Genomic DNA, 21,815 nt, shown 5'->3' with positions numbered 1-21,815 from the left:
ATTCGCGGCGCGTCGATCGACGCTCCCGGATGGCTCCACTCAACTTTGGAGATCCATCATGATTCACACGTTTGGTTTGTTGGCCCAGCAGTACTGCAACATTGAACTTCCGTTGCAAGTGCTCAAATCCAATGCCGGCTTCTACATTGGTACGGCTGACGATGCGGGTCCGTGCTCACGCGAGTCGGTGGAATATTTCACCACGCAAGCGAAGGCACAACAGGCACTCGATGACGGTGCTTGGACGCAAAAAGAAACGCCGTGAGACACACGGGAATCGGCTCCTATAGCCAACGCAGCACCAAAGCGAGAGGGTTCACCCCTCTCGCTTTTTTCTTGCCGCCGGCGCGCCGGCGCAAGCCTGCGTGGTCACTTCTTCTTGATGAGCGAGCGCAACGCCGCGATGCGGGCCCGGGCGGTGTCTGCGCTGGTCAGCGCAAGGTCGCTCGGGATCGCGATGCCGAGTGCTTTGGCCACGTTGGACACGTAGGGCCGGCGTTGGCCAGCGAGCTGCGCGACGGCGGCCTCGATGGCAGCGTCGCCGACCTGTTCGCGCAACCAGGCGAGGGATCGCCGGTCACGATCGTTGGCGACGATGACGCCAGACGCATCAACGCCGGCCTGCAGGCCGGCGTTGATGGGGGACGTGTCAGCTGCTGCCGCCACTCGCCCGCCTGCTGGCGGACGCCCTGAAACATCGTCGTCAATTGTTTCCATGGGAAACCCGAAATTTCACCAGCGCTTACGGCAGGAACACCATACCTGGATTGTCGGTAAGCGGAATATCGGAATCGGCCACGACCCGCACCTCTCGGCCGAAGATTTCCGCAAATGCCGTCTGAAGCGAGTACCGCGTGCAGTCGAGATCCCCGTGCGCATTCATGTGCGGACCATCCTTCAACGTGATCTCGGCCAGCACTTCATCTGTAGCGTCTTTTGCTTTGATAAAGATTTTTGTGGTGTTGCCGGTTGTCATCATCCGTCTCCTTTGCCGGCCAGGCCGGCTCATTCTTGAGTCGCTGCCGTTGAGAATCACTGCGTGCCCAGCGCAGCGGTCAGCGCTTCCACCTGGCCAACGGTGAGATCCGCCAGCGCGACGTGCGCGCGGCCGTCATAGATCATCAACCCGTAGACGCTGGCGAGGGCCCGGGCCTGCGCATTCAAGGCGAACTCGGCGCCAGGCTGTGCAGCGCGCCAGTAATTAATAGCCTGTTCGATCTGAGCGATGGTGAATGTCGTCATGGCTACTGCCCCTTGCTCTGGTACGGCGTCGATTGTGCGTGCAGCTGCAGGAAGGCCTGCGCATAGAGCTGCGCGAGCTGAGGGTTGCCGCGGAAGACGTTCCAGTTTTCGGAATTCTTCTCGTCGCCAGCGCGCGTGAAATTCATGCTGCCCAGGCCCACGATGTTGTCGTCGATAACGACGGTCTTCTGGTGCATGCGAGGATGCGTCCAGTCGATCCGCACGGGCACGCCGGCGTGCGCCAGGTAGGTTGCCACGCTGTAGGACGAACGAACGTTCTCCTGGTCAAGCACCACGCGCACGTCGACATGCCGGCGCGGATCTGCAGCTTGCGCAAGCGCGCGGGCGATGCGTGGGTGCGTGAACTCGTAGCCGGCAAGCCACACGCGCGTGTGGGCCGCCTCGATGGACCGCGCGATCGCGTCGGCGGCACCGCCGGCCGGCGAGAAATAGACGGTGACGGTGCCGGTGTTCTGCAGCGAGACGCCTTCTGCATAGCTGCCGATCGGAGACAGTGCAACAGTGCTGGCCAGCACCAGGCCGGGCACAAACAAGGGCAGGCGGCGCGGCGTCATTTCATGGCTCCGGCGTTGAGTGGATGGAGCAGCGCGCTCACGTCCGCCTGGCAGTTCATAAGCACCTTGACACCCTTGTGGATGGCCAGCGCGCAGAATTCCGGTTCTGGAATCTGCGCCGTTTGTGCCGCCTCTCGCATTCGCCTGTAGTCATCAGGATGCATTTCAAGCGTGACCGTGATCCGCTGCATGTTGTGGCCTGTCCATTCGGTATCAGTCGTCTGGTGCGTCACATCAGGAAACCTAGATTTCGAGCTTGATGCCGCGCGTTTCGGCCCATGCGGCAAACGCCTTGTCGCGGCGCAGGTGCTGACGCAGGATGTATTCGCCGATGTCGTCCATGGATAGTTCGGCTTCGTTCATCTCCCGATAGGCATCCTGGTAATGCAGCAGCGCGGCATGCAAGCCCGCTGGAATAGTCAACTTGAGCGTGGCGTGCTGCGGAACCGGCTTGGCGACGGGCAGCATGAGGCGAGCTTTCTTTTCAGTCATGGTTTTGCGTTGAGGGTGGGTGAGTTGGGCACGTTGACGGCGCGCAGAAGCGGAACGCCGGCAATGCGTGCAATAGAAGAAATGCTTTGACGCTGGATCTCGCCAACGGCCAGGCCGTCGTCAAACCAGTTGTTGGCCAGGCCGAGCAGCACATCCGGGCGAACCAGGAACAGGCGCCAGTGCGGCCAGAACAGGAAGTCTTCGTAGCAGATGGAAAACGCCGCACGGTGACCATCGATGGTGAGGAAGTCTTGGCTAAGGTCACCTAGAACGGCGCTCAGGGGCGCCATGGGCCGCCACAGGCCTGCCGGCACCGGCTGGCGGCTGTCGAATCGGCCATCGCCAGCGCCGAGCACGATGGCGCTGTCTGCGTAGCGGCGGGGTGATTCCGAAACGCGCAGGTCAACACCCATGACGAGTGTTTTCCTTGAGTCCTTGAGTTGAGTAAGTGAGCTATCCCACCAGAACTGCGTAGAGTCGCGCCACAGACCGGTCATTTCTTCCGGCAAGACGACGACGCGCGCGCCGGCGTCGAACGCCTTGCGTGCGGCGAGCTGCAACGCTTCGGAGCGCGCATAGAGGGCTGCATAGCTGGCCTGGTCGAGCTGGCCCATTGCCGTATTGACCGCGACCCAGCCCGCCGGCGGCCGTGGAAGCGCCTCGGAAGAGGCCACAGGAGCAACCAGGAGCACCAACGCAGCGCCGAGCGCGGCGGGCCGACGCATAGGGAACAGCCACAAGGGATAGCACGCCAGCCCGGCTAAAACGAGAACGGCATACACCAGGCTGTAGATGCCGGCACCCGGAAGCAAGACGCTGGCGACATGCAACGGCGAGACCCAGCCGACGATGCCGATGGGTGGCACGGTCGATACCAGCAGCGCCAACGCCGCGCGCCACCAGAGGCCGCGTTGACGCGATGCCGGCTCCGGCTTGAGCACCATCCATGGCATTGCAAGCACGCAGGCCTGGGCGATCCAGAACGCGACGCCGACGGCGAGTGCCGGCGTCGCACCCAGTTCGCCGTGGACCGAGAAAAACCGGGCGCATACGACCGGGATGTCACGAGCGGCCACCAGGTAGTAGCCGGCCCACATCGTGCCCGCTGCAACTCGGCCCGGGCTTGCCGCCCAGAGCACCGGCAGCGCAAGCAGCACGATCACCCAGTTGCCGGGATACCAGGCGGCGAACGCGATGCCAGCGCCGGTCGCGGCGTAGGCGAGAGCTGAGAGCAACGTTTTGGCCTGCATGCTGGCTTACTGGTCTTGTGACGCCGCTGCGCCCGTGGTCTTGACCGGCGCGGCAGCGCCGCGCAACACCACCTGTGGCACACCATCCACGTACCACCTCGTTGCCCGAGCTTCCTGGTTGCCCGCGCGGAAGATCAGCACATTGGCCTGATAGCTGATGACGATGTATGGATAGCTGCGGCGCCAGCTGAGAAGTGCGGTGCCGTTGGGCGTCTCAGTGAGGATGGCGGGCACGTGCGCCGGATCATCGAATTGGACGTAGATGTACTGGCCATCGTCGAAGACTTGGAACGGTTTCACCATGTCGGCGCCGCTGGTGGTCCAGCCGAAGTTGTACGCATTCGGAGCCGCGAATGCGCTGGCGGGCAGAGCGGCGGCGAGCATCAGCGCGCAAATGAAGCGAACGAAGGATTTCATTGGTAGCACTCTCCAGCAACGGTGTTAGGTGGAATTCGGATCGGCGCTTTCGTGATGAAAACGAGCTTTTGGCCAGGATCGAGCCGCAATGTCGGCTGGATGTTGGAGTTGCGCTGCAGGATGGTCTGCGTGGTCTGCGAGACCGCCTGGCCGGCAGCAGAGGTCAAGCCGGTGGCACCGCCGCCGCCATTGATGTTGAGCGTGGTGCCGGTTGGCTGGCTTTGATTGCGGCCGATGTATTGGGCGATGCCAGCGATCAGGAACGTGGAGCCAAAAATCTTGAAGAAGTGATTGTTGACGTCGGCCGACACGCCGGCTTCACCGTTCGGATCGGCTCCGTTCAACCCATCGAGCACCATCGATGCGCCGTTACGGAAGATCATGAGCGCGGCGCCCATCTGCATACGCTCCTGCCCGATCGCTACATCGCTATTGCTCGCCCCGACGATCCGAGTGCCTTTTGCGATCAATCGGCATGAGCCACTGATGCTGTCGTAGATGTCCCGGTCGACGGTCGCGCTGTACTGCCCGGGCATGTCGCTGTTGACGCCTTGGTTGAGCACAACCGGGATGGGCGTGCCCGGCATAACCATGAATGGCGATTCGGCGGCTTGCGGGGTCAACGTTGCACTCTGGCCTTGGTTCGTCTGCTGTCCTTGCCACGCGACGTGACGCGCGTTCGTTGCGGAACCGGGCGTGTTCTGGCTCTGGCTGTTGGCCGCCGCAAGCGCGGCAAGCTGCGCTTGAATGGCAGGTGTCCCAGCTTCACCAGGCGCGGTACGTTTGTCGGCGTGTTGACGCTGCAGCGCCGCGATGTAATCGGAGATCGGATTGGTGCCGGCACTGGCTGCCGCGCCTTGCTCGCGATCGCCATAGGACACTACCGCCATCGCGTCATTTTCCTGGGAGGCTCGCTGCAGGGCCAGTCGCTGCTCCGGGGTCAGCCCTTCCTGGAAACCAGGCGCTCCCCCAGGAAGGCCGGCCGGCGAAGACGCGCCGCCTACCATGCCGTTCGGCACCGGGCCGGATGGCGGCGTCTTCGGCGCCGCCGGCGCCACGGGTGCCGGATGCTCGGTCTGGGCTCGCGTGAATTGATTCTCCAGCTTCTGAGCAAGCGCATCTCCCGAAGCCGGCTGTTCCTTCGCCAATTGTTCGAGCTGCTCGCGCCGTGCCCGTTGGTCAGCTGTTTCACGCGGGTGCGTGAAATAGCGCACGAACACGATCGACAGAATCGTGGCACCGAAGAAAATGGAGATCGTCTTGGCCAGCCCCCGCCGCACGCGAACGCGCGGGGCAGGCTCATTGGTCATGGGGGCCGCATTGCGGTCAGGCGTGGCCATCAAGCGCCCCCATCGATGTTCTTCACAGGCTTAGTATCGCAGCTGAAGAAACCACAGCCTGACCCCTTGCCATTGAAGATCCGCACCTCGTCCTTGCCTCGCTTGAGCAGCGCGCCGTACGTGACAACCTCCTGGATCTGGTACATGTCGTTGCCGAGCGGAATCACGCGCGCCATTTCACCCTGGCCATCCTTGTCCAGGATGAACACGGCCGACAGCTTGGCGTCGTGCGGCAGTTGGTAATACGTCATGCGGCCATCGTCGAACACCATCACCGGCTTGAACTCGGCGTTGCCCTCGATGCGGTAGTTCGTGTTCATGCGCGTCGCGTCGATGCGCGGGCTCCCCGTTTTCGAGCCTCCCGCTTCTGGGCGACCTGGTACACCAGGCGTAGCCGCCATCTCGAAACCGAATGCCGTCGGGCTCGCGCCGACACCATCGGCCAACGTGTCTGTGTATTGCCAACTCACACGTTGATATGCCGGGCCGTCGTCACCCGAGCACAGTTGAAGCTCGTAGCGTCGTTTCGACGTGATGATCGTCGCGGCCGCGCGCTGTCCAGCTGCAGCCGGCACGATGAAGAGGTCGCGCTTGGTGACCGATGGCATCGTTGGCCAGAGCTTCTTGTTTCGGTCGCCGAGCGTGAACGACACCAACGTCTCGTCGTCACCCAGCACCAGGTGCGTCTGCTGATTGGGCCGCATCGGAATCGGATATGTGTAATCCGCGTCGTAGGCGTAGGTCGCAAGCGTCGGGTCTTGCTGCTCAGCAAAGGGGCCGAAAGCAGAAGACTTGGCGCAGGGCGACGCCGCGCGAGCTGCCGGCGCAACCTTCGACATGCGGCCGAACTCGCCCTGGGGGCGAGGAGCGGCTGCAGGGACATCGGCATAGACCGATGCGGCATGCGTTGCCATCGCAGCAATGATGAGAATGGCGCGAGGTAGCGTCTTCATTTCGTCGATCCTGGGGTAATGCCGGTGTACGGAGTAATGGACAGGCCCGTGATGCGCATGCCGATCGGGTTGTCCTTCCTGTCTTCCGGCTTGAGTTGTTGCGGCGCGGTGAGGAAGTTGATGGTGAGCAGCTTCTGCTTGGGCGTCTGGCGAACGCCGGCAATGCTCTCGGTCAGAGTGACGATCATGTAGGCGATGTTGCCGTCGGCCGAGAACGATATGGAGTTGTCTTCGAACTGACGGGTCAGCCCGGGCGTGTTGACGACGCGCTGGGCCACCGGATCGGTTTCAGTGATGTAGGTGTCGAGCTCCTTGGTTGCGGCACCGGAGGTCCACGTGCGTGCAAGCGGGATCTGTCGCTTCAGGGTGTCTTGCGCATCCAGGTTGATCGTGAATACGCGGGTAGCCCACTTGCGCAGGAAATAGGCGTTGTTGTCGGCGGTCGGGGTGAACGCCTCGGCGTATTTCTCGCTGTAGTAGACGGCACCGCTTTGCTTGTCGCGTTCGACGAAATAGGGCTTCGGGCCAGAGTTATCGCTAATTCGGACGATCGCGACGGTCTGCCCGATGGAGATAGCCGCGAACACAATGGCGACTTTCGTTGCCAGGTGCTTGTCGAGAATTGGTTTCTGAAACGCAGCAAACCATCCACGGACGCCCTGGCCAGTTCCGGGCGGCGGAGTAATTTGCATTTCAGGGGTGGATCTGGAGGAGGAAAATTTCATCAGGATGCTCCGTTACCTTGTGCCATCTTCGAAATAGCGCCTTTGCCAAAGCCCTTGAGCGAAGCTCCGCCGCCGCCGGCGTACGTGCTGGCGATTGCCGGGACCTGCCACATCAAGAACGCGCCGATCGAGGCGACGAGGGCGAGGGCGATCAGGGCCAGATAGGCCGTGTTGTAGTAGATCTCGCTGCCGACGCCGTTGGTCGCGGCGACCTTCTGCAGCAAGGCATTGAAGCCAGGCACAACGCCCTTCATGACGAGGCCCATCATGATCCAGGCGATGACCTTGTAGAGGCCTGCGCCAATGACGGCTCTCAACCAGTTCTCGAAGAGAAATTCCGTTGGCGGGAAGACGAACCAGGGCACAAGAATGGGACCAAGGCAAAAGGCGATGTGAAGCAGGATCGAGCCCATTTGCACGACCACAACGAAGATCAGCACGCAGAGCACCATGGCGATCAGAGCGATGGCCTTTGCGAGAAGCGTGAGCAGCACAACTGGCAACGTTTTGAAGGCTGTCCAGAAACTGGTGTTGTCCAATGCGTTGTCGTTGACGTCATGACAATCCTGGTGGCTGGTGCCAGTAGGAATGCCGCCGTCCAGCGTGTAATCCGGGACATCGGTACAGACTGTGTGCGATTGGGTGCGCGTGCCGGACATGACCGTCTGGATGGCGCCGACCAGGGTGTTGGCGAGCGTATTCGAGTCGGCACTGCCACCGGCGACGCGATCGGCCATGGTTTGCATGTTGCTCACGAAGTAGCTGTGCACCGTGCCTGACCAGGTGGTGAGGATCAGGAGGAGTACCGCGACCTTGACGACGTGGCGCAACATCATCGAGAAGTAGTTCGGAAAATCACCATCGAGCAGCCACAGCAAGGTGTGCCAGGTCGCGACGATCAATCCAAGCGCCGCAAGCAAGTCGATGCCGTCAGAAACAAAGAGGTTTTCGAGAGATGAGCCCGCACTTTGTACGGCGGCGAACAGTTGGTTGATTGTGCTGAGGATGTCATCCATAGCGTTAATCCAGGACTCCGGTTGCGTACAGGGTTCCCATCACCAGCGCGGCCGGCACGGCGACGATGGCGGCGGCCAGGAGCTGAGGCGATTCCGCTTGCACAACGAGAATGGCGTAGACCATCGACAGGCGCGCTGAGCGGCGCACACGCGCGTCCTTGACGCGGTGGCGAGGCTGCAGCGCGCCACGTTGAAACAGATTGGAGAAACGCAACGGTGGCGTCCGCTCCTGGGCGGTCGCGTGCTGCGCTGCCAGGTACGCGCGCACGACGCGGATCACGCACCGCAATTCGGCACGTGATCGACAGAGTTGGAGGATGAGCCACCGTATCAGCATGGTGAAGTCGTGTTCTTTATGAGAGTCAGAAGGGGTTATTGATCGCGCGGCAGTTGGAATGCCGGGGCGTTCTGGATCATGGTTTGTTCCTTCGTATTGATGTCCGCAGCCTGTGCCGAGCGAGCTTTGAGCAGCTGTGCCACGTTGTCGCGGTTCTGCGACTGGTCCGCCTTGTCTTGCATCTGCATGGCGACTTGTCGCTGCATGAGGGCATGCAGATCGATCATTTCGCCGGCCAGGACGTTGGTTTGCTGATTCAGCATCTGCAGCCCCTGAACGTTGCCGGTGACGCCTGGGATCTTGGATTGGATGCTTTGCAGGTTCTGAGCACGTTTGGCCAGCGAGCTGATGGCATTCAAGTCCTGGTTGAGTTGTGCCCGGTACACGCCGCCTTGCGATTTCGCGAGTGACGACAGCGCCGACAGCCACTGCGACGGCTTCAAGTTGGCCGAGCTCATGTCCGACATGGCATTGCTGAACAACTGGCTGGTGGACTGGGCCGCTTGTTGCAGGTCCGTCACGGCCGAGTAGAGGGACCGGAAGTTGTCGAGCTGCTGGGTGTAGGGCGCGATGGTCTCGTTGATGAGCTCGCCCGGCACCTGGGCGAGGTTTTGCAGCCGGGTGATTTGCGCCTGGATGTTCTGCTCGACCATCTGGGCTTGCTGGGCAACCGAGGACACCAGTTCGGCGTTGTTGAGCAACTGCGTAATCTCGGTCGCGCCGCCGAAGCCAGCCACGCTGCCGGCGAATGCCGAAGCTGACGTGCAGAGCGCGAGCGCTGCGGCCGCGCGCTTCGCCGTGCGGGCAATACGCGAGGCCTTGACTGCATTCACCTCAGCGGAGGTCAAGCTGAGTTCTTCGTACTGCTTCCGGGTTTCGGGTTCGAGTGCCTTGGGGGCAGCAAATACGCGCACCTCGATGTCATTGCGAATGAAGGTCTTATGCATGGCGGTCCTCATCGTCTAGGTTGAGTTTGTCGGCTTCGATCTGTGCAGTGGCCTCCTCGATGTAGCGCTCCTTCCAGTCCGGCTCACCGGAACGCATATGCCGATCGAAGAGGATCTGCGCCTGCAGTTCGGAGCGCAGGATGGCCTCCGTGCGCGGAGGCAGGGGAACTGAGACGCTGCGGGAGATCCCGCCGTCCTCGGTAATGAAGTAGTCGCGCTTGGCCTTGAGCTTCTTGATCGCGTCCTGCTGGGTCTGCGTGAGACCAAACTTTTCCTCGTAGGCCTTCTTGGTATCCGGCTTGAAATCCTTGACGGGCACGAAGACGCGGATCAGAACGTTGTCGCGGATGGCGGGCCAAATCGGTGAGTTGGCGACTTGTTCGGGGGTCTGTGCGTCCATCCAAACGCAACCGAGCAGCTTGCGCATGGTCACGATCCATTCACCGATCTGCTTGGCGAACTGGTTGTCATCGAGCAGCGACCAGATTTCCGGGAGCATGACGACGGTTGGCGCGATGACCCCGCGCAACCGGCGTTGCTCGATTTCGTCCTGAATACGGTAGGTCGCGTAGGAGAGGAACGGGCGCGCAACGGCGTGATCCTTGAGGATCTTGTCCGTTGCAATCGAGGTCCACTGCGTGTCGTCGAAACCGTCTTGTTCGTTATCGAAGTAGAGCGCGTCGACCGCCTCGCCCACCCACTGGTCAAGCTCGTTTTTCAGCGGGCCATTGGGCAGGGAGGCGTGCACGAACCGCAGACGCCAGAATTGAGGGTCGCGCGTAGCAGCTGCGCGTATCGCCTTCTCGATGGCTTTTCGATCGTCCGTGGTGGGCCGATAGCCTCGCTGGCTGGCCAGCAGCACGGTCCAGTCGACTAGGAACTTGAGATGGCGGAGATGACCCAGCAGGACATAGGGATTGCAGGTTGCCCGCTCCTCTTCGGCCACGGTGTTGGCATCGGCCGCAAATTGCAGATAGCGCCCACCCTGCAGGACAGTCGGAATGCGCATCGACAAATTCATGTCGAAGCCGATCAGCCGCGCGTTCGGATATTTCCGGAACAGTGTCGCGCACAGCAACATGAAGATGGTCTTGCCGAAGCCCGAGCGGCCACAGATGAGCATGTGGCCAAGGTCCATCAGGTAGGCGGTAAACCAGAAAGGCGTACCGTATTCGGTGGTAAACGCCGCCAGCGCCGGAATCCGTGTGCGCATCTGCTTGGACAGATGCGCATTGAACATTGAGCCGCGCGAGACGCCGCGCAGCGGCAGCAAGCGGGAAACGGCTTCGGTGTCGAGAAACGCCCAGCGCGCGCACTCGCGCCACATACCCGGAATGGTGGTCGCAAACGCCGACATGGCGTGCAGAGTCTCGCGCACCGGTATGAACTGGGCTGCGCGCAGAACGTCTTCCACGGCGTTGTGTGTCGCCACGGCTTTCTTGTAGGCCTGCTCGCCGGCAAGACCCTTCGAGGCCGGCGTTTCCTCGAACACGGGCGAGTACGCAATGACGGTGAAGTTGTAGAAGCCGTAGATCTCCTCAAGCATTTCGACCTTGCCGGCGCGTGTGTTCGCCTCTTCGGCGGCCTTCAGGCGCGTTTTGTTCTGGCGCCCTGGCTTGGCGTCCATATCAGTCCCGCGCAGGGTCGCCGCGAGCAGCTGGCGCACATCGAAGCGCTGGCCTTCGTGGTACTTGCGGATACTGTCGATGAAACGCTTTGCTGCGCTGGGTGACGACACACGGAAGCAATGGCTGATGGTGAGCTCACCCTTGATCTTCAGGAGGTCGTCCAGAGTCTTTGGCGACGCATTGCTTGGCCAGTAGTCCCGCTTCCCCGGAATCCCCGTTGCAATGCCGTATCGCTGGCGCCCGTTCGAGTAGAAGTGCAGGTAGTCGTGGCCCGGCGTAATTTCCGTGTCGCACATCGCCTGGTCGAGTGCCGGCGTTTCCGGGATGTCCAGTTCAGTGATGTGATCGCTTGGCGGGGAGCAGACCGCGTGCATAAATCCGCCGAGGCGCTTGCCGGCCAGACGCCGCATTTTGATGTGCGGGTTGTCTGCAGCGAAGCCGTGCAGGATAGATTCAAAGGTTTCAACAGCAGCCTCCAGTTCGGACTGCGTGTAGGCGAACTGGTACTGGTCGGAAAACGTGGCACGCACGGCCTCCCAGAGCGCGCTCGGGATCGACAGGTCGTCATGCGTAACGCCATGCATGACGCGCGAGGCGAATGCGTCGAGCCCGACCTGGGGAAGAAGCGAGAACGTGACGAAATGCCGGTTGACGTAGTTGCCTTCGGCCAAGAAATTCGCGTGCCGATCGTCGTCGACCATCTGCGCAACCTTGTCCGGCATGGGCAGGGTGACATAGCGCGAATCCAAGCGCCGATGGACCGTCCACCAGAGCGAGATAGGATAGCGCGACAGGTTGCCCAGGCTGGCGGCGACGTGCTCGTAAAGTTCACGCATCACCGTCATGGAAATGCTGTTGGAATCAGGTGCCGTGAATTCAAAGGACACCATCAAGGCTGAATCCTTGTTGGCGATCATGAAATCGCTGTACTTGAATAGCCACGGCACGAGCTCAGCGGTCGATCGCCTCCGGCCTGCTAGGCGTTCCTCGATCTGTGTAAGCGATTCTCGGTCGAACGGCGAGAGCGTAGGGTTGTTCAGCACAGTTCACCTCGCGCGAAGCCCTTGGGGCGAGCATTACGTGTCTGGCGAAGCATCGGCCGCGGCTCGTAGAAGTCGCCCTGTTTGCTGTAGCGCAAATAGCAGTTGAATTGGTCAGGATCGCGTTTCGTCGCGAGCCACAGGATCAGATGCGTCGGCGGAAGCGCCAGCAGGACCCACGGATTGCGCAGGCCTACGGCGGTGAATATGAGGATGGCGAGCTCGCCGGCGCAGAGCTTCCTGTCAATGCCCCCCATCAGGAACTTTTCGAGCATGGTCTTGCGGATGGGCACGGACAGGGAGTCGGCGGGCGTATCCGCCGCCGGCGTGCCGGCTTCGATCGCGGTAGTCATGATCGTCAGGCGGTGCAGGCCACGCCCTTGTTAAAGAGCTGCGACCACAGCACCGGCATGTTGATCAGCGCCATGGTGCCGACGAACCCGCGCAGGATGTTCTGCTTGATCTTGCTGTGGCCGTCATCGAGCAGCCACAAGATGAACGCCCCGGCAAATGCAGCGAGGGACACGATCATGATCAGTTCGTTGTCAAGCACCTGCTGGTAGATGTTGCACAGGCCCCCGTTCCAGATGCCAGCACGCGCGAGGCCGGGGATGGCTTCGATCCAGAGCGCCAACAGCACGCTGCGGATCAAGCTGCGGTGACGATCCACCTGCGCGTGAATCGCTTGCTTCGTGTCCGCAAGGCGCGAGTGCGTGGTGAGATAGCCCTGCGTGACGAGGTTGGTGATGCGGTGCAGTTGGGACAGAACGTTCATTACAGACTCCTGGTTGATTAGGCGAAACGGGAAAACAAAAGGCGTGTCTTGTAGCGGCCGTCCTCAACGCCCAGCACTTCGCGGAGCTCAACAGGCCCGCGCGTGCCATCACCTTGTCGATCGGCATGCAAGAAGAAGCGGAAGGTCGAGGCGATCTTTTTGCGCAGATCCTCGGTGGCGATCAGGCGGCCTTCCTCGCTCATGCGGATGTACGACTCCAACTTGTAGGGCGCTTCATCCGCGCTCGTGGCGTGCAGTGTGCAAATCGAGCCGTCATGCCCGGTGTTCAGTGCTTCCACCAGGTCGAAGGCCTCGGCGCCCCGGACCTCGCCCACAAAGATGCGGTCGGGCCGAATGCGCAGTGCGAACTTAATGAGATTGCGAATCGTGATGTTCTGGTTCGCTTCGAACGACACGAAGTTGGGCAAAGCGATCTTCAGTTCGGCGGTGTCCTCGATGGTGACAATGCGATCGGATTCCGGAATCGCTTCGAGCAACGCATTGAGCAGGGTGGTCTTGCCGGATGAGGTGCCGCCGGAGAACACAATGTTGTAGCGCTGGCGCATGATCCATTGCAGGCAGCGCATCAACGCCTCGCCGCCTTCAGCGGCGTGGTCGAGAACAGTCCGATCCTGCCGGCCGATGAAGCGGTTCTGCGAGGCGGGCAACACGGCGAAAGCACCGTTGCGCACGTAATCATCCAAGGCGATGCGCCGCACGGAGTGCTTGCGGATCGACATCATGTCGCCGTGGATTGACACGGGGAATCGGGCGGCTGCGATGCGCAGGCCTGGCAGGCGCGCATCGAGCAGCGGCGCCTGATCCTTGTCGTTGATATTGGTCAGAACCGTGATGGCGGTATCGAGCGCGGCAGGCGCGATCGCCAGCCCTTCGATGCGCTCCATCACACCGCGCCGCTCGCGGTACACGACATCGTGGCGGTTGATCATGATTTCGTTGGTTTCCGGGTCTGCCATCATTTCCTGCAGATCACGCAGGTAGTCATGGAGGACCTCGAACGCGAAACCACGTGTCTGCTGGTCATTCATTGGGTGGCTCCCAGGAGACGATGGTGATGTCCGATGACGTGTTCGTCTGCCGGCGGCGCGCAGCAGCACGCGGCGCCTCCACAGGCCGTACTGAGGCTACTGGGTTGGCAATTGCGCGGCTCGGCGTAGAGCTGGCCGTCGCCAACGCCTGATAGACCTTTTGCGCGTAGGCGAGACGCTTTGCCGGGCTCTTGGCGTTGTAGGCCCCGACGGCATCCCACGTGAGGCCGAGCTGCTGGATATTGCGAGACAGAATCCAACTTCCTACGTAGGCGTTGACACAAGCATCAAACAGATGCGCTCGGGTGATGCCATAGCGCGCCAGGCTGGGTAGCCAGCTTGAGTTGATCTGCATGAGACCGATGTCGGTACTGCCATCGCTGTTGGCGCCAACGGCGTCCGCGTGCATCCGCGACTCCACCTGGGCGATGGCGCGCACCAAGCGCGCATCGACCTGGTGGAACCTGGCGGCTTCGTCAATACAGTCGGCAAAGGCCAGCGCCGGCAATAGCGCCATGACGAGCAGGAATGCAGAGCCCTTCATGACGCATCCCGATCGAAAAGGTCACGGGTCCGCTCACAGCGATGCGCGGGAATGGCTTCGCCGACGCGGACAAATGCCGTGCAGCAGGGCTGCCCGTCCTGGGCGTACTGCCATTCCTTGGGGTACTGCGCGTCCTCGATGGTGTATGCAAAGGTGGCCCCGACGATGAGGCAGGCGCTCGCATCAAATTCGAGAGGTTCCATCCCGGCGTGCGTAGCTCGCACGCAGTTGCGGCACCAGGCGTCGATGAAAAGCTCTCCTTCGACGCCGTTGTGCGGCCGGTATTTCTCTCCGGCGCGGGCCGCACAGAACTGGGCGAGACTGTCAGGAAAGATGGCGCGCGAGTTCATCGACGGGCTCCGGGGATGAATCACAGCGGAATCTCGTCGTCGCTCTCGAAATCGTTAGCGCCTGCCGTGCCACGATCGCCGGGCGCCTTGCCAAGCATCTGCATTTGGTCGGCGACGATTTCGGTGCTGTATTGCTTCTGGCCGTCCTTCTCCCACTGGCGAGTCTTGAGGCGGCCTTCGATGTAGACCTGCGAGCCCTTCTTCAGGTATTCGCCGGCGATCTCGGCCAGTCGACCGAAGAAGGCGATGCGGTGCCACTCGGTGGTTTCCTTCATCTCGCCGCTGGCCTTGTCCTTGTAGCGGTCGGTGGTCGCCACGCGGATGTTGGTAACGGCATCACCGCTGGGCATGTAGCGCGTTTCGGGATCGGCGCCGAGATTGCCGACGATGATGACTTTGTTGACGGATGCCATGCTGTAGGTCCTCCTGGTGCTAGTGCGGGTTGGGAATCAATCGCCTTTGGGCTGGTGCGCGCGTACATACGCCAGGCACGGTTCGTTGCGAACAGGCTGGTCGAAGAACACGCGCGTCGCCAAGGTGCTCAGCGTATGAAATGCCGCGGCATTGACGATCTGCAGGCGCTGCAGCGTTGCTTCGATTTCGTCGAAGCCCTCAGCTGCGGCATCTGCGAGCGCCTGCCGTTCAAGAACAGTCAGGTGCATGCCAACTTCTCCCGGAAAATCACGGACAGTCAGAAACGGCAAATCCGCTGGGTAAGCTGGCTCGCAGGCAGAGAGGGCAGACAGAAAATCGCCCGAGACACGACACCGCGCGAGGCTGGAATGGCAACGCCACTGCTCGTGAGCGCGCGCACGTTGGCGTGAGGCTGTGACAGCCGCAGCGCGCAACGTTGCACGCGCATACGGAGATGATGGAAGGCGGCGCGAATATTCGCGCCCGCTTTGGCTGAAAAGGCGAGTGCCATGGTTCATTCCTCTGTTGGGAAACTGGGGCTTTTGCGGTAACGCGCGCTTCGGTGGTGCAAACACCTTGGCGAGCGATTCGTTCAGATGACTATGGGCCGTTTTTCATGGGCGTGATCTGTTGAGCAGAAGGGTTCTTTTCAGGAAGACGTTTGCGCTTTAACCCACGACATTGCCGGTCGTGAACGTAAAGTTACGCGAGAACGCCGTGCCGTTGACGGTGCCGGTCAGAGTGACCGAATACTGCGTATTCGGCAGCAGCGGCGACGTCGGGTAGGCGACGGCCTGATATGCACCAAGAGCTTTGTTCGGGTCAGTTGTCGAATTCAGGATCTGAAGTGCAACGCTGCCTGACGGGCCAGTCATGGATGCGTTCTGCAGGATGATCGTGTCGGACGTGTTGCCCATCACGACAACCGGCGTGCCCCAGCCCGAGTTCGAGACGTTCGGCGGAGTGGGGCTCTCGCTTGTCGATTTATACGGCACACCGGTAACCCCTTGGCAGGGGAACGTAAGCGGCGTGTTGCTAAAAATCGAAGACTGGCTGACCAGCACGCTGATGCTTTCCCACGCATTCGTCCAAGCCAGACCACTGCTGGTAGATTGCGTTTCGTATTCCCCAATCCCCATCGTATTGGAAGGGTAAGCAACGATTGCGGCGTGGTACACCCCCGCCAGCAGGGAATTGACAAACATCTGCCCTGCTTGAGCAGCCGTAAAGCCGTTAGTTGTGATCGAAGCACCTCCGCTCACACCTGTGCTAAACGTGGAAGTCGGCAATCCTGCGGCCACCGCTCGATCTTGATAAGACGCACCGGTAAATCCTGCGCTTCCCGATGTTTCGCTATCCGATATGGCGCTGTTGAGGCCCATGTACTTTGCATGGCTCTGTGCTGCCTGATCCAGTACGGTGTTCTCCTGCAGCGCGGGAATGCCGCACTGGGCACGGTATTGATTGAGCAGATTGAAGGCCGTGATTTGCGCGCTGCCGCTCGTGTATTGAGGCGTTGATAGCGTGCCAGTTACGGTTTGCGACGGCGATCCTCCTGACGAACTTGAAGATCCGCTTGTCGACGAGGAAGTGCTACTGTCTCCACCGCCACCACCGCACGCTGCGAGTGCGGCAACGAGGGAGAGCGCGGCAAGCGACTTGGTGATGCAGATTGTTTGGCTGGTGTTTCGCATTCTTCTTCTCCAGTTGAGCTTTGGCGAGAGGCGACCTCTCTGGGTGTTCATGATATCATCGTAGCATGCTATCTTGCTATCAGCGAAATATATTCGCTCTCAAATTTGATCAGGACAATCATGACTGAAGACAAAAAAGGGGTATTGGTTCGCCTACCGCAGAAACTCCACCAGGACTTGCTGCGCGAAGCTTCACAGGAATCTGTGAAGCGTGGCGAGACTGTTTCGGTCCCACGCCTCATCTTGGAAATTCTTCAGGCGCGGGCCAAGGCGAAGAAATGAGGTAACTGGCGGGTCTGGTTAACTTAGCCCACGCCACCACCACATGCCCACGGGTTGTTGACAAAGAAGACACGCGACAAGTATTGGGTCGCGGTATTCGGGTCCGAAGGCTGGGGGATGTACATCGGCTGATAGTAACGAGCGTAGTTCTGGTTCATATATGCCGCTCCATTGCTGAACATCTGATCCCAAGTACCAGAGAAAGACTGGCTCCAATCGGGATTGCTTGCGTCATACGTCCCGTCAGCATATGTATTGAAGGCCCCAAGGGTTCCGCAGCTGTTGGTGGTGGCCGTTGCCACAACCACGTGACCTGGCGGCGGTGACGGTGGAGCAGGCGGCGGAATTACCGCGCACACCGGCTGGCTCCATGCCTCCCCGTTCCACACAGGAGCTGATGTTTGGGTGCTGCCCGCCGGGCACGTAGGCGCGGGCGGCGGATTGTTTGTCAGACATCGCAGCAAGCCGCCATGACTTGGCGACGATCCCCAATGATCGCCCGGATGACAATCCGCGACTGTGAACGGTACGGCTGGCAATTTAACCAGCTGCGCTTGAGCCTCACCGAATAACGCGGCGCAGATCGCAGCGCAGGACAACACCGTCAAGGCCACTTGCTTCTTGCACATTTCTCTTCTCCTCACACGTTCGGTCAATACTGACAGCCCGTTGTCAGCGTACCCACGAGCTGGCCACCAAGATTTCCGGTGTCGTTCCCGCTGTACCAGGTCGACGACGAGCGGGCCGATGCCTGCGCATACCAGACCGCGCCTTGGTCGATAGCGGTGAAAAGGTTTCCTTCAATTGGCGGATTCACATAGCCGGTATCGTTCACAAGGAATGTCCCCGGCGTATACATGGCCCAAGGCGTGCCGCCGGGACAACTATCTTTGGCGAAGGTCATACCGTCAGTAACATTTGTGAACTGGCGATTGATCGCGAATCTGCCCATCGCATTGTTGATCGCCACATATTGATTGTTTTTACAGATGTAACCGGCATTGGTTGCATCTGTGGCGATCTGACCGTTGTTGTTGCAGGGCATGCCATTGGTGACGTTAGCTACTGCGGTGCCAATCGGCTCCCAGACGCCGGTGCTGGCGCTGCAGATCACTAGGCCGGTTCCCGTCGTGCTGGTGCGAATAGCACCGGCGCTTGCGCATGCCGTGTTTGGGGCGCCAGTACCGGTCAGATGCGCCTGTGTGGCGTTCGCATTGCCGATGTTGTTGATGTCGTTGCCCGTCATGTCGAGCGCTGTCTGCATCTGGTTGAGTTCCGGGTGTCCAGGAACCTGTACCCGGTACAGATAGTTGTTGTTGACCTGTGCGCCGCCAAACGCCAACAGCGAAGCCAGGTGGCCGCTTCCAGGGTTCGTGTAACCGGTGAGCGACACACGCCAGCCGCCGAACGCGCCATAGGCATTGTTAGGTGTCATGGTTGCGTCGCCCAATTGCCCGGTGTAAGGCACGAAACCACCTTGCGCTCCAGCCTGCGCCGCGATCTGCACCAGCTGCTTGACGTCGGTGACCGCCCGGCCGCCCTGTGTGGTCACAAGGGATTGCAGCGTGTTCGCAGACGGCTGCAGCACCTGTAGTAGCCAGGTTTGACCGAAGGCATTGGTCGACGAAAATCCCGCAGGCAGATATGAGGGGGTTGAATTGATCAACGTGGCCGTGGTCACCGACACTGGCGTAGTAGCTGTAGCCTGAGCCACGAGCGTAGCGGCGTTGTCCTGCACATACTGCTGCGCAGCTTTGTTGAAGACGAGCATCTGGCTCGCCACGGCCGCAGTTTGCACGTTGGTGACACCGACCTTGGCCCATGTCGTGAAGCCGGCAAGACTCAGCATCGACAGCACCAGCGCAACGATGTATCCCAATAGGGCGTCCATGAATCAATTCCTCAGGTAGTCGTTTGCACCCAATCAATCAGTGCACCAACGGGAATCATGGTTGGCACGGCGTAGGTCACGCCGGTCACCATGTTCACAGCCGTGCCCTGCCTGCTGACCCGAAACCACGCCACATTGCCCTGGGTGTTTTGGATCAAGAATCCCGCCGCACCGGGTGCCACCGGCATATAGCCGTAGATGTCGCGTCCGCCGCCAGCGCGAGCAGCAGCCATGCATACCGCGCCAGCCGGCGTCGAGACGCCAGCTGGCAGTGCTGGTGAAATGCTTGCGCTAATCAGGCCCGGCGTCGCGCTAGCTGTAGCCACGCAAGCCGCACCGAAGACCAGCGCCTGTTGTGCCGACACGTTGGCCGCGGCTTCCATGCGGCCCGGCACGCCCGCGCCGGGTACAGCCTGCGCGAGCTGCCAGGCCTGGACTCCGACACCCAGGAAAAAGAGCACTGTGATAATGGGCAGCATCAAGAAAGCCATGGCGCTGACTCCAGCTTGTGAAACATCATGCTCACTGGAACGTCACGGAAAACGTGGCCGTGGCGCTGCAGGCCGCACCAGCAGTGACCTGATCTGGCAGGTTCGCTTGTGTAAAAACCTGACCGTTGATGTCTAGTGATACATAGTCCTTCATGCCGGTGGCTACCTTCACGCATTGCGAGGCAGTCTCGCTGCCGCCGCCACCGAAGCCGACCACGCCTTGCGAGGCGTTGTTGGTCGAAGCAAGCGTGACCGGGTTACCCCATGGATCAACGACCGTATTGCCACGCACCATGTCGGTCGGGAACATACCGCCGTTGATCATTGCCGGAACATTGGCCGTGGTGAAATTTGCATAGCCGTTATTGCTTTGTGAGAACCCTGCACGGGCATTGGTAATCATCTGCGCGACGTCGTTGACTACCACGCCCGCCTTGTGATTTTGGAAGCCGTTGTAGCCCGCGTAGGCGAGTCCGACGAGCGCCAAGAGCGTCAGAACAATGGCGATGATGTTTCCGAGAAGACGATCCATAAATAACCTCTAAAAGTGAATCACGCCCGAGCTATCAGATTTGCCCCATCGCGGACGTGAGAATCGATGAAAGCGAGTTGGCGCCAAGCTGCAGCACCACGAAAGCGAGAAACATGAACCCCGTGAAGACCGCCGACATCAACATGCCCCGCGCGAGCAGTTGCCGCTCGATGACTTCCGCGTACTGGCGCACGGCCACGGCGATCTTGTCAGTGAAGTCGTCAAAGCCGGCGTAGGCGCCGATCTCATCGATCAAGTCCGGGGATGGAAAGCCGTACCCGGTAGCCCGCATGGCTTCCGGTAGGCTCAGACCATCAATCAGCCCATTGCGGATAGGTTTCAGACGCGAGGCAAGCCACGGCGAAGCGGACGCAATCTGGTTGTCCAGCGCCACCGTGTCCGGGATGCCGGCGCGCAAGAGCGCGACGAACGACAGTAACCAGGTGAAGCCAGTGATTTCCCGATAGACCGTGAAGGGGAACAAGCGCCGGTCGCAGAACGCGCGCGCGGGTCCAATCCAGCGCGGCAGCGCCCACCATGACCAGACGGCATAGATCAGCAGCCCGCCGAAGCAAATCGGTGCCGGCCAGCCGACGGCGAGATCCCCCATCAGATACATCGCATAGGCCCAGTCGGTCCACTTGGAGAGCGGCAGCACGTCCAGGAACTGCGGCACGATCGAGGCACCAATCAACAACAGCACCGCGTACAAGCTAACCAGGTAGACGGAGGGCGCGAAGAAACTCGCCTGCAGTTTCTGACGTAGGCGCGTGGTGAGATCACGCACTTCCATCACCAGGCGCATGGAATCCGGCAACTGGCCGGCTTGGTCGCCGGCGTCGAGCACGCTGCGCTCCAAGTCCGAAAGGTCGTCGCCCAAAGCTAGAACGAAGGGATCGCCGTCCACCACCCGTCGCGCAACCTCATCGGCGGCCTCTGCGGCACGCTTACGCCCACGGCGCGCTAAGCGCGTGCTGAACTCCCCAAGCACCTGCGAAAGCGTCATCCCGTTATCTAGTTGCGACGAAGCCTGTTGATACAGGCGCCGGCGCAGCGTCCACGACAGGCCGCTCATGATGTCACCTCCGACGTTTCGTCCGGCGGCAGATCGATTTCATCCCGCATCGGAATGGCATCGACTCGGCGCTGGGCATCTCGAGGGTCCAGCCGGCCCGCGAGCACAAGATCGATCGCGTGGGCAATCATCGGCTTATCGGAGCCGGCACGCCGGCGGTGGTTACGACGCGCTACCAACACGCCGTGCTCGATGCAATCCTGCATCAGCGCTTCGCTGGTCACCACCACCTCGGCCACTGCTTGCTCACCAGCGATGCCCTTGCCGTCGCAGTGCGGGCAACCCGTGCCGCGCACGCGCACGCCGGACAAGTCCCCCCAGGTATGCAAGGCTCGCAGCATGTAGGCTGGCAACTGTTCGCTGGCCTGATCGAGAGGCACACTGCAGTGCGGGCACAGCATCTGCACGATGCGCTGCGCGATCAGGCCGATAATCAGGTTGTGGTTGCAGATGATTTCCAGTGACAGCCGCACATGGTCCATGCCCATCAACCGCGTGAACGTTTCGAATGGGTCGGTCACGTGCAGCGTGGTGGGCACCTGGTGCCCGGTTGCGGCGGCCTGCAGGGTGGCCTCGCCCGCGTCCGCGTCGCGGATCTCGCCGAGCAGGACAACATCAGGGTCCATGCGCAGCGTCTTGGTCAGCATCTGCGGAAAGCTTTTGCTGTCGGTGACGAGCTGGATCGCCCAGTTCATCGGGTATTCGGTGGGGTCCTCGATGGTGATCAGGCGGTCATGTGGGAGCAGGCGCGCCCGT

31 protein-coding genes and 1 pseudogene are annotated in these 21,815 nt (G+C 60.9%); 2 read left to right on the top strand and 30 right to left on the bottom strand.

The window, feature by feature from the left end; all coding sequences use genetic code 11:
• The first annotated feature begins 58 nt into the window (after positions 1–58).
• Complete coding sequence (locus F7R11_RS26335; RefSeq protein WP_004636210.1) at positions 59–265, top strand: hypothetical protein; 207 nt, start codon at positions 59–61, stop codon at positions 263–265.
• 104 nt (positions 266–369) lie between these two features.
• Here the strand turns inward: F7R11_RS26335 and F7R11_RS26330 are convergent, their stop codons facing one another.
• From F7R11_RS26330 to F7R11_RS26215, 24 genes and pseudogenes are all read right to left on the bottom strand, one after another.
• Positions 370–717 (bottom strand): CppA family protein, encoded by a 348-nt coding sequence (locus F7R11_RS26330; protein ID WP_004636212.1) that lies wholly within the window; start codon positions 715–717, stop codon positions 370–372.
• Positions 718–742: 25 nt separating this feature from the next.
• The gene (locus tag F7R11_RS26325; protein ID WP_004636214.1) at positions 743–976 is read right to left on the bottom strand and encodes a hypothetical protein; all 234 of its coding nucleotides are present in this window, start codon (positions 974–976) and stop codon (positions 743–745) included.
• Positions 977–1,032: 56 nt separating this feature from the next.
• Positions 1,033–1,242 carry a DUF3717 domain-containing protein gene (locus F7R11_RS26320; protein ID WP_004636217.1) on the bottom strand — a complete coding sequence of 70 codons (210 nt, stop codon included), beginning with the start codon at positions 1,240–1,242 and terminating at the stop codon, positions 1,033–1,035.
• A gap of 2 nt (positions 1,243–1,244) precedes the next feature.
• Positions 1,245–1,817, bottom strand: a complete 573-nt coding sequence (locus F7R11_RS26315) for a phospholipase D family nuclease (protein WP_004636218.1) — start codon at positions 1,815–1,817, stop codon at positions 1,245–1,247.
• Positions 1,814–2,050, bottom strand: coding sequence for a hypothetical protein (locus F7R11_RS26310; protein ID WP_223293337.1), 237 nt, complete (start codon positions 2,048–2,050; stop codon positions 1,814–1,816). Before F7R11_RS26310 ends, F7R11_RS26315 begins: the two co-directional genes overlap by 4 nt.
• A gap of 10 nt (positions 2,051–2,060) precedes the next feature.
• Complete coding sequence (locus F7R11_RS26305; RefSeq protein ID WP_004636222.1) at positions 2,061–2,309, bottom strand: DUF2274 domain-containing protein; 249 nt, start codon at positions 2,307–2,309, stop codon at positions 2,061–2,063.
• Positions 2,306–3,559: a conjugal transfer protein TraB gene (locus tag F7R11_RS26300; RefSeq protein WP_004636223.1), complete on the bottom strand. Its 1,254-nt coding sequence runs from the start codon at positions 3,557–3,559 to the stop codon at positions 2,306–2,308. Before F7R11_RS26300 ends, F7R11_RS26305 begins: the two co-directional genes overlap by 4 nt.
• 6 nt (positions 3,560–3,565) lie before the next feature.
• Complete coding sequence (locus tag F7R11_RS26295) at positions 3,566–3,976, bottom strand: TrbG/VirB9 family P-type conjugative transfer protein (protein WP_004636226.1); 411 nt, start codon at positions 3,974–3,976, stop codon at positions 3,566–3,568.
• Positions 3,973–5,316 carry a TrbI/VirB10 family protein gene (locus F7R11_RS26290; protein ID WP_004636228.1) on the bottom strand — a complete coding sequence of 448 codons (1,344 nt, stop codon included), beginning with the start codon at positions 5,314–5,316 and terminating at the stop codon, positions 3,973–3,975. Before F7R11_RS26290 ends, F7R11_RS26295 begins: the two co-directional genes overlap by 4 nt.
• Positions 5,316–6,269, bottom strand: a complete 954-nt coding sequence (locus tag F7R11_RS26285; RefSeq protein ID WP_004636230.1) for a TrbG/VirB9 family P-type conjugative transfer protein — start codon at positions 6,267–6,269, stop codon at positions 5,316–5,318. Before F7R11_RS26285 ends, F7R11_RS26290 begins: the two co-directional genes overlap by 1 nt.
• Entirely contained in the window at positions 6,266–6,994 is a 729-nt protein-coding gene (locus tag F7R11_RS26280; protein ID WP_004636231.1) for a VirB8/TrbF family protein, read from the bottom strand. The genes F7R11_RS26285 and F7R11_RS26280 overlap by 4 nt, the downstream gene beginning before the upstream one ends.
• The gene (locus F7R11_RS26275; RefSeq protein ID WP_004636233.1) at positions 6,994–8,010 is read right to left on the bottom strand and encodes a type IV secretion system protein; all 1,017 of its coding nucleotides are present in this window, start codon (positions 8,008–8,010) and stop codon (positions 6,994–6,996) included. The genes F7R11_RS26280 and F7R11_RS26275 overlap by 1 nt, the downstream gene beginning before the upstream one ends.
• A 4-nt stretch (positions 8,011–8,014) precedes the next feature.
• A complete protein-coding gene (locus F7R11_RS26270) occupies positions 8,015–8,347 on the bottom strand; it encodes a hypothetical protein (RefSeq protein WP_004636235.1) in 333 nt (110 codons plus the stop codon).
• Positions 8,348–8,382: 35 nt separating this feature from the next.
• Positions 8,383–9,294 carry a hypothetical protein gene (locus F7R11_RS26265; protein WP_004636237.1) on the bottom strand — a complete coding sequence of 304 codons (912 nt, stop codon included), beginning with the start codon at positions 9,292–9,294 and terminating at the stop codon, positions 8,383–8,385.
• A complete protein-coding gene (locus F7R11_RS26260; RefSeq protein WP_004636239.1) occupies positions 9,287–11,965 on the bottom strand; it encodes a VirB4 family type IV secretion system protein in 2,679 nt (892 codons plus the stop codon). Before F7R11_RS26260 ends, F7R11_RS26265 begins: the two co-directional genes overlap by 8 nt.
• Positions 11,959–12,315 (bottom strand): VirB3 family type IV secretion system protein, encoded by a 357-nt coding sequence (locus tag F7R11_RS26255; protein WP_004636240.1) that lies wholly within the window; start codon positions 12,313–12,315, stop codon positions 11,959–11,961. Before F7R11_RS26255 ends, F7R11_RS26260 begins: the two co-directional genes overlap by 7 nt.
• Positions 12,316–12,320: 5 nt before the next feature.
• Positions 12,321–12,737, bottom strand: a complete 417-nt coding sequence (locus F7R11_RS26250; RefSeq protein ID WP_004636242.1) for a hypothetical protein — start codon at positions 12,735–12,737, stop codon at positions 12,321–12,323.
• Between the two features lie 17 nt (positions 12,738–12,754).
• Positions 12,755–13,786 (bottom strand): TadA family conjugal transfer-associated ATPase, encoded by a 1,032-nt coding sequence (locus tag F7R11_RS26245; protein WP_004636244.1) that lies wholly within the window; start codon positions 13,784–13,786, stop codon positions 12,755–12,757.
• A complete protein-coding gene (locus F7R11_RS26240) occupies positions 13,779–14,330 on the bottom strand; it encodes a lytic transglycosylase domain-containing protein (protein ID WP_004636245.1) in 552 nt (183 codons plus the stop codon). The genes F7R11_RS26245 and F7R11_RS26240 overlap by 8 nt, the downstream gene beginning before the upstream one ends.
• A complete protein-coding gene (locus F7R11_RS26235) occupies positions 14,327–14,680 on the bottom strand; it encodes a hypothetical protein (protein WP_004636248.1) in 354 nt (117 codons plus the stop codon). The genes F7R11_RS26240 and F7R11_RS26235 overlap by 4 nt, the downstream gene beginning before the upstream one ends.
• A 59-nt stretch (positions 14,681–14,739) precedes the next feature.
• Positions 14,740–15,093 (bottom strand): annotated as a pseudogene (gene ssb / locus F7R11_RS26230) (single-stranded DNA-binding protein); the annotation flags it as partial.
• 36 nt (positions 15,094–15,129) lie between these two features.
• Positions 15,130–15,342 carry a hypothetical protein gene (locus tag F7R11_RS26225; protein ID WP_004636252.1) on the bottom strand — a complete coding sequence of 71 codons (213 nt, stop codon included), beginning with the start codon at positions 15,340–15,342 and terminating at the stop codon, positions 15,130–15,132.
• A 29-nt stretch (positions 15,343–15,371) separates the two neighbouring features.
• A complete protein-coding gene (locus tag F7R11_RS26220; RefSeq protein WP_004636254.1) occupies positions 15,372–15,605 on the bottom strand; it encodes a hypothetical protein in 234 nt (77 codons plus the stop codon).
• Positions 15,606–15,762: 157 nt separating this feature from the next.
• Positions 15,763–16,788, bottom strand: a complete 1,026-nt coding sequence (locus F7R11_RS26215) for a CAP domain-containing protein (protein ID WP_012436855.1) — start codon at positions 16,786–16,788, stop codon at positions 15,763–15,765.
• A gap of 120 nt (positions 16,789–16,908) precedes the next feature.
• Between F7R11_RS26215 and F7R11_RS27130 the strand changes: the two genes are divergently transcribed.
• A complete protein-coding gene (locus tag F7R11_RS27130; RefSeq protein ID WP_004636259.1) occupies positions 16,909–17,070 on the top strand; it encodes a hypothetical protein in 162 nt (53 codons plus the stop codon).
• 23 nt (positions 17,071–17,093) lie between these two features.
• Here F7R11_RS27130 and F7R11_RS27455 read toward each other — a convergent pair whose 3' ends face one another.
• The 6 genes from F7R11_RS27455 to F7R11_RS26185 all read right to left on the bottom strand — a co-directional run.
• Positions 17,094–17,228 carry a hypothetical protein gene (locus F7R11_RS27455; protein WP_021197836.1) on the bottom strand — a complete coding sequence of 45 codons (135 nt, stop codon included), beginning with the start codon at positions 17,226–17,228 and terminating at the stop codon, positions 17,094–17,096.
• Positions 17,229–17,722: 494 nt separating this feature from the next.
• Entirely contained in the window at positions 17,723–18,961 is a 1,239-nt protein-coding gene (gene pilV / locus F7R11_RS26205; RefSeq protein ID WP_004636262.1) for a shufflon system plasmid conjugative transfer pilus tip adhesin PilV, read from the bottom strand.
• 11 nt (positions 18,962–18,972) lie between these two features.
• Entirely contained in the window at positions 18,973–19,452 is a 480-nt protein-coding gene (locus F7R11_RS26200; protein ID WP_004636265.1) for a hypothetical protein, read from the bottom strand.
• Between the two features lie 31 nt (positions 19,453–19,483).
• Positions 19,484–19,984, bottom strand: a complete 501-nt coding sequence (locus tag F7R11_RS26195) for a type 4 pilus major pilin (RefSeq protein WP_004636266.1) — start codon at positions 19,982–19,984, stop codon at positions 19,484–19,486.
• A 34-nt stretch (positions 19,985–20,018) separates the two neighbouring features.
• Positions 20,019–21,059: a type II secretion system F family protein gene (locus tag F7R11_RS26190; RefSeq protein ID WP_004636268.1), complete on the bottom strand. Its 1,041-nt coding sequence runs from the start codon at positions 21,057–21,059 to the stop codon at positions 20,019–20,021.
• The coding region (locus F7R11_RS26185; RefSeq protein ID WP_170288737.1) for an ATPase, T2SS/T4P/T4SS family at positions 21,056–21,815 on the bottom strand (760 nt) is incomplete at its 5' end. The genes F7R11_RS26190 and F7R11_RS26185, both read right to left, overlap by 4 nt.

It is taken from the genome of Ralstonia insidiosa (genome assembly GCF_008801405.1).
GTDB lineage: Bacteria > Pseudomonadota > Gammaproteobacteria > Burkholderiales > Burkholderiaceae > Ralstonia > Ralstonia insidiosa.
The sequence above is the reverse complement of the archived record's forward strand: the minus strand, read 5'-3'. Positions and strand labels throughout refer to the sequence as shown.

Bases quoted from the DNA above. Each gene is read 5' to 3' on its own strand.
- F7R11_RS26335 (WP_004636210.1), top strand. From the start codon at position 59: ATGATTCACACGTTTGGTTTGTTGGCCCAGCAGTACTGCAACATTGAA.
- F7R11_RS26330 (WP_004636212.1), bottom strand. From the start codon at position 717: ATGGAAACAATTGACGACGATGTTTCAGGGCGTCCGCCAGCAGGCGGG.
- F7R11_RS26325 (WP_004636214.1), bottom strand. From the start codon at position 976: ATGACAACCGGCAACACCACAAAAATCTTTATCAAAGCAAAAGACGCT.
- F7R11_RS26320 (WP_004636217.1), bottom strand. From the start codon at position 1,242: ATGACGACATTCACCATCGCTCAGATCGAACAGGCTATTAATTACTGG.
- F7R11_RS26315 (WP_004636218.1), bottom strand. From the start codon at position 1,817: ATGACGCCGCGCCGCCTGCCCTTGTTTGTGCCCGGCCTGGTGCTGGCC.
- F7R11_RS26305 (WP_004636222.1), bottom strand. From the start codon at position 2,309: ATGACTGAAAAGAAAGCTCGCCTCATGCTGCCCGTCGCCAAGCCGGTT.
- F7R11_RS26300 (WP_004636223.1), bottom strand. From the start codon at position 3,559: ATGCAGGCCAAAACGTTGCTCTCAGCTCTCGCCTACGCCGCGACCGGC.
- F7R11_RS26295 (WP_004636226.1), bottom strand. From the start codon at position 3,976: ATGAAATCCTTCGTTCGCTTCATTTGCGCGCTGATGCTCGCCGCCGCT.
- F7R11_RS26290 (WP_004636228.1), bottom strand. From the start codon at position 5,316: ATGGCCACGCCTGACCGCAATGCGGCCCCCATGACCAATGAGCCTGCC.
- F7R11_RS26285 (WP_004636230.1), bottom strand. From the start codon at position 6,269: ATGAAGACGCTACCTCGCGCCATTCTCATCATTGCTGCGATGGCAACG.
- F7R11_RS26280 (WP_004636231.1), bottom strand. From the start codon at position 6,994: ATGAAATTTTCCTCCTCCAGATCCACCCCTGAAATGCAAATTACTCCG.
- F7R11_RS26275 (WP_004636233.1), bottom strand. From the start codon at position 8,010: ATGGATGACATCCTCAGCACAATCAACCAACTGTTCGCCGCCGTACAA.
- F7R11_RS26270 (WP_004636235.1), bottom strand. From the start codon at position 8,347: ATGCTGATACGGTGGCTCATCCTCCAACTCTGTCGATCACGTGCCGAA.
- F7R11_RS26265 (WP_004636237.1), bottom strand. From the start codon at position 9,294: ATGCATAAGACCTTCATTCGCAATGACATCGAGGTGCGCGTATTTGCT.
- F7R11_RS26255 (WP_004636240.1), bottom strand. From the start codon at position 12,315: ATGACTACCGCGATCGAAGCCGGCACGCCGGCGGCGGATACGCCCGCC.
- F7R11_RS26250 (WP_004636242.1), bottom strand. From the start codon at position 12,737: ATGAACGTTCTGTCCCAACTGCACCGCATCACCAACCTCGTCACGCAG.
- F7R11_RS26245 (WP_004636244.1), bottom strand. From the start codon at position 13,786: ATGAATGACCAGCAGACACGTGGTTTCGCGTTCGAGGTCCTCCATGAC.
- F7R11_RS26240 (WP_004636245.1), bottom strand. From the start codon at position 14,330: ATGAAGGGCTCTGCATTCCTGCTCGTCATGGCGCTATTGCCGGCGCTG.
- F7R11_RS26235 (WP_004636248.1), bottom strand. From the start codon at position 14,680: ATGAACTCGCGCGCCATCTTTCCTGACAGTCTCGCCCAGTTCTGTGCG.
- F7R11_RS26225 (WP_004636252.1), bottom strand. From the start codon at position 15,342: ATGCACCTGACTGTTCTTGAACGGCAGGCGCTCGCAGATGCCGCAGCT.
- F7R11_RS26220 (WP_004636254.1), bottom strand. From the start codon at position 15,605: ATGGCACTCGCCTTTTCAGCCAAAGCGGGCGCGAATATTCGCGCCGCC.
- F7R11_RS26215 (WP_012436855.1), bottom strand. From the start codon at position 16,788: ATGCGAAACACCAGCCAAACAATCTGCATCACCAAGTCGCTTGCCGCG.
- F7R11_RS27130 (WP_004636259.1), top strand. From the start codon at position 16,909: ATGACTGAAGACAAAAAAGGGGTATTGGTTCGCCTACCGCAGAAACTC.
- F7R11_RS27455 (WP_021197836.1), bottom strand. From the start codon at position 17,228: ATGAACCAGAACTACGCTCGTTACTATCAGCCGATGTACATCCCCCAG.
- pilV (WP_004636262.1), bottom strand. From the start codon at position 18,961: ATGGACGCCCTATTGGGATACATCGTTGCGCTGGTGCTGTCGATGCTG.
- F7R11_RS26200 (WP_004636265.1), bottom strand. From the start codon at position 19,452: ATGGCTTTCTTGATGCTGCCCATTATCACAGTGCTCTTTTTCCTGGGT.
- F7R11_RS26195 (WP_004636266.1), bottom strand. From the start codon at position 19,984: ATGGATCGTCTTCTCGGAAACATCATCGCCATTGTTCTGACGCTCTTG.
- F7R11_RS26190 (WP_004636268.1), bottom strand. From the start codon at position 21,059: ATGAGCGGCCTGTCGTGGACGCTGCGCCGGCGCCTGTATCAACAGGCT.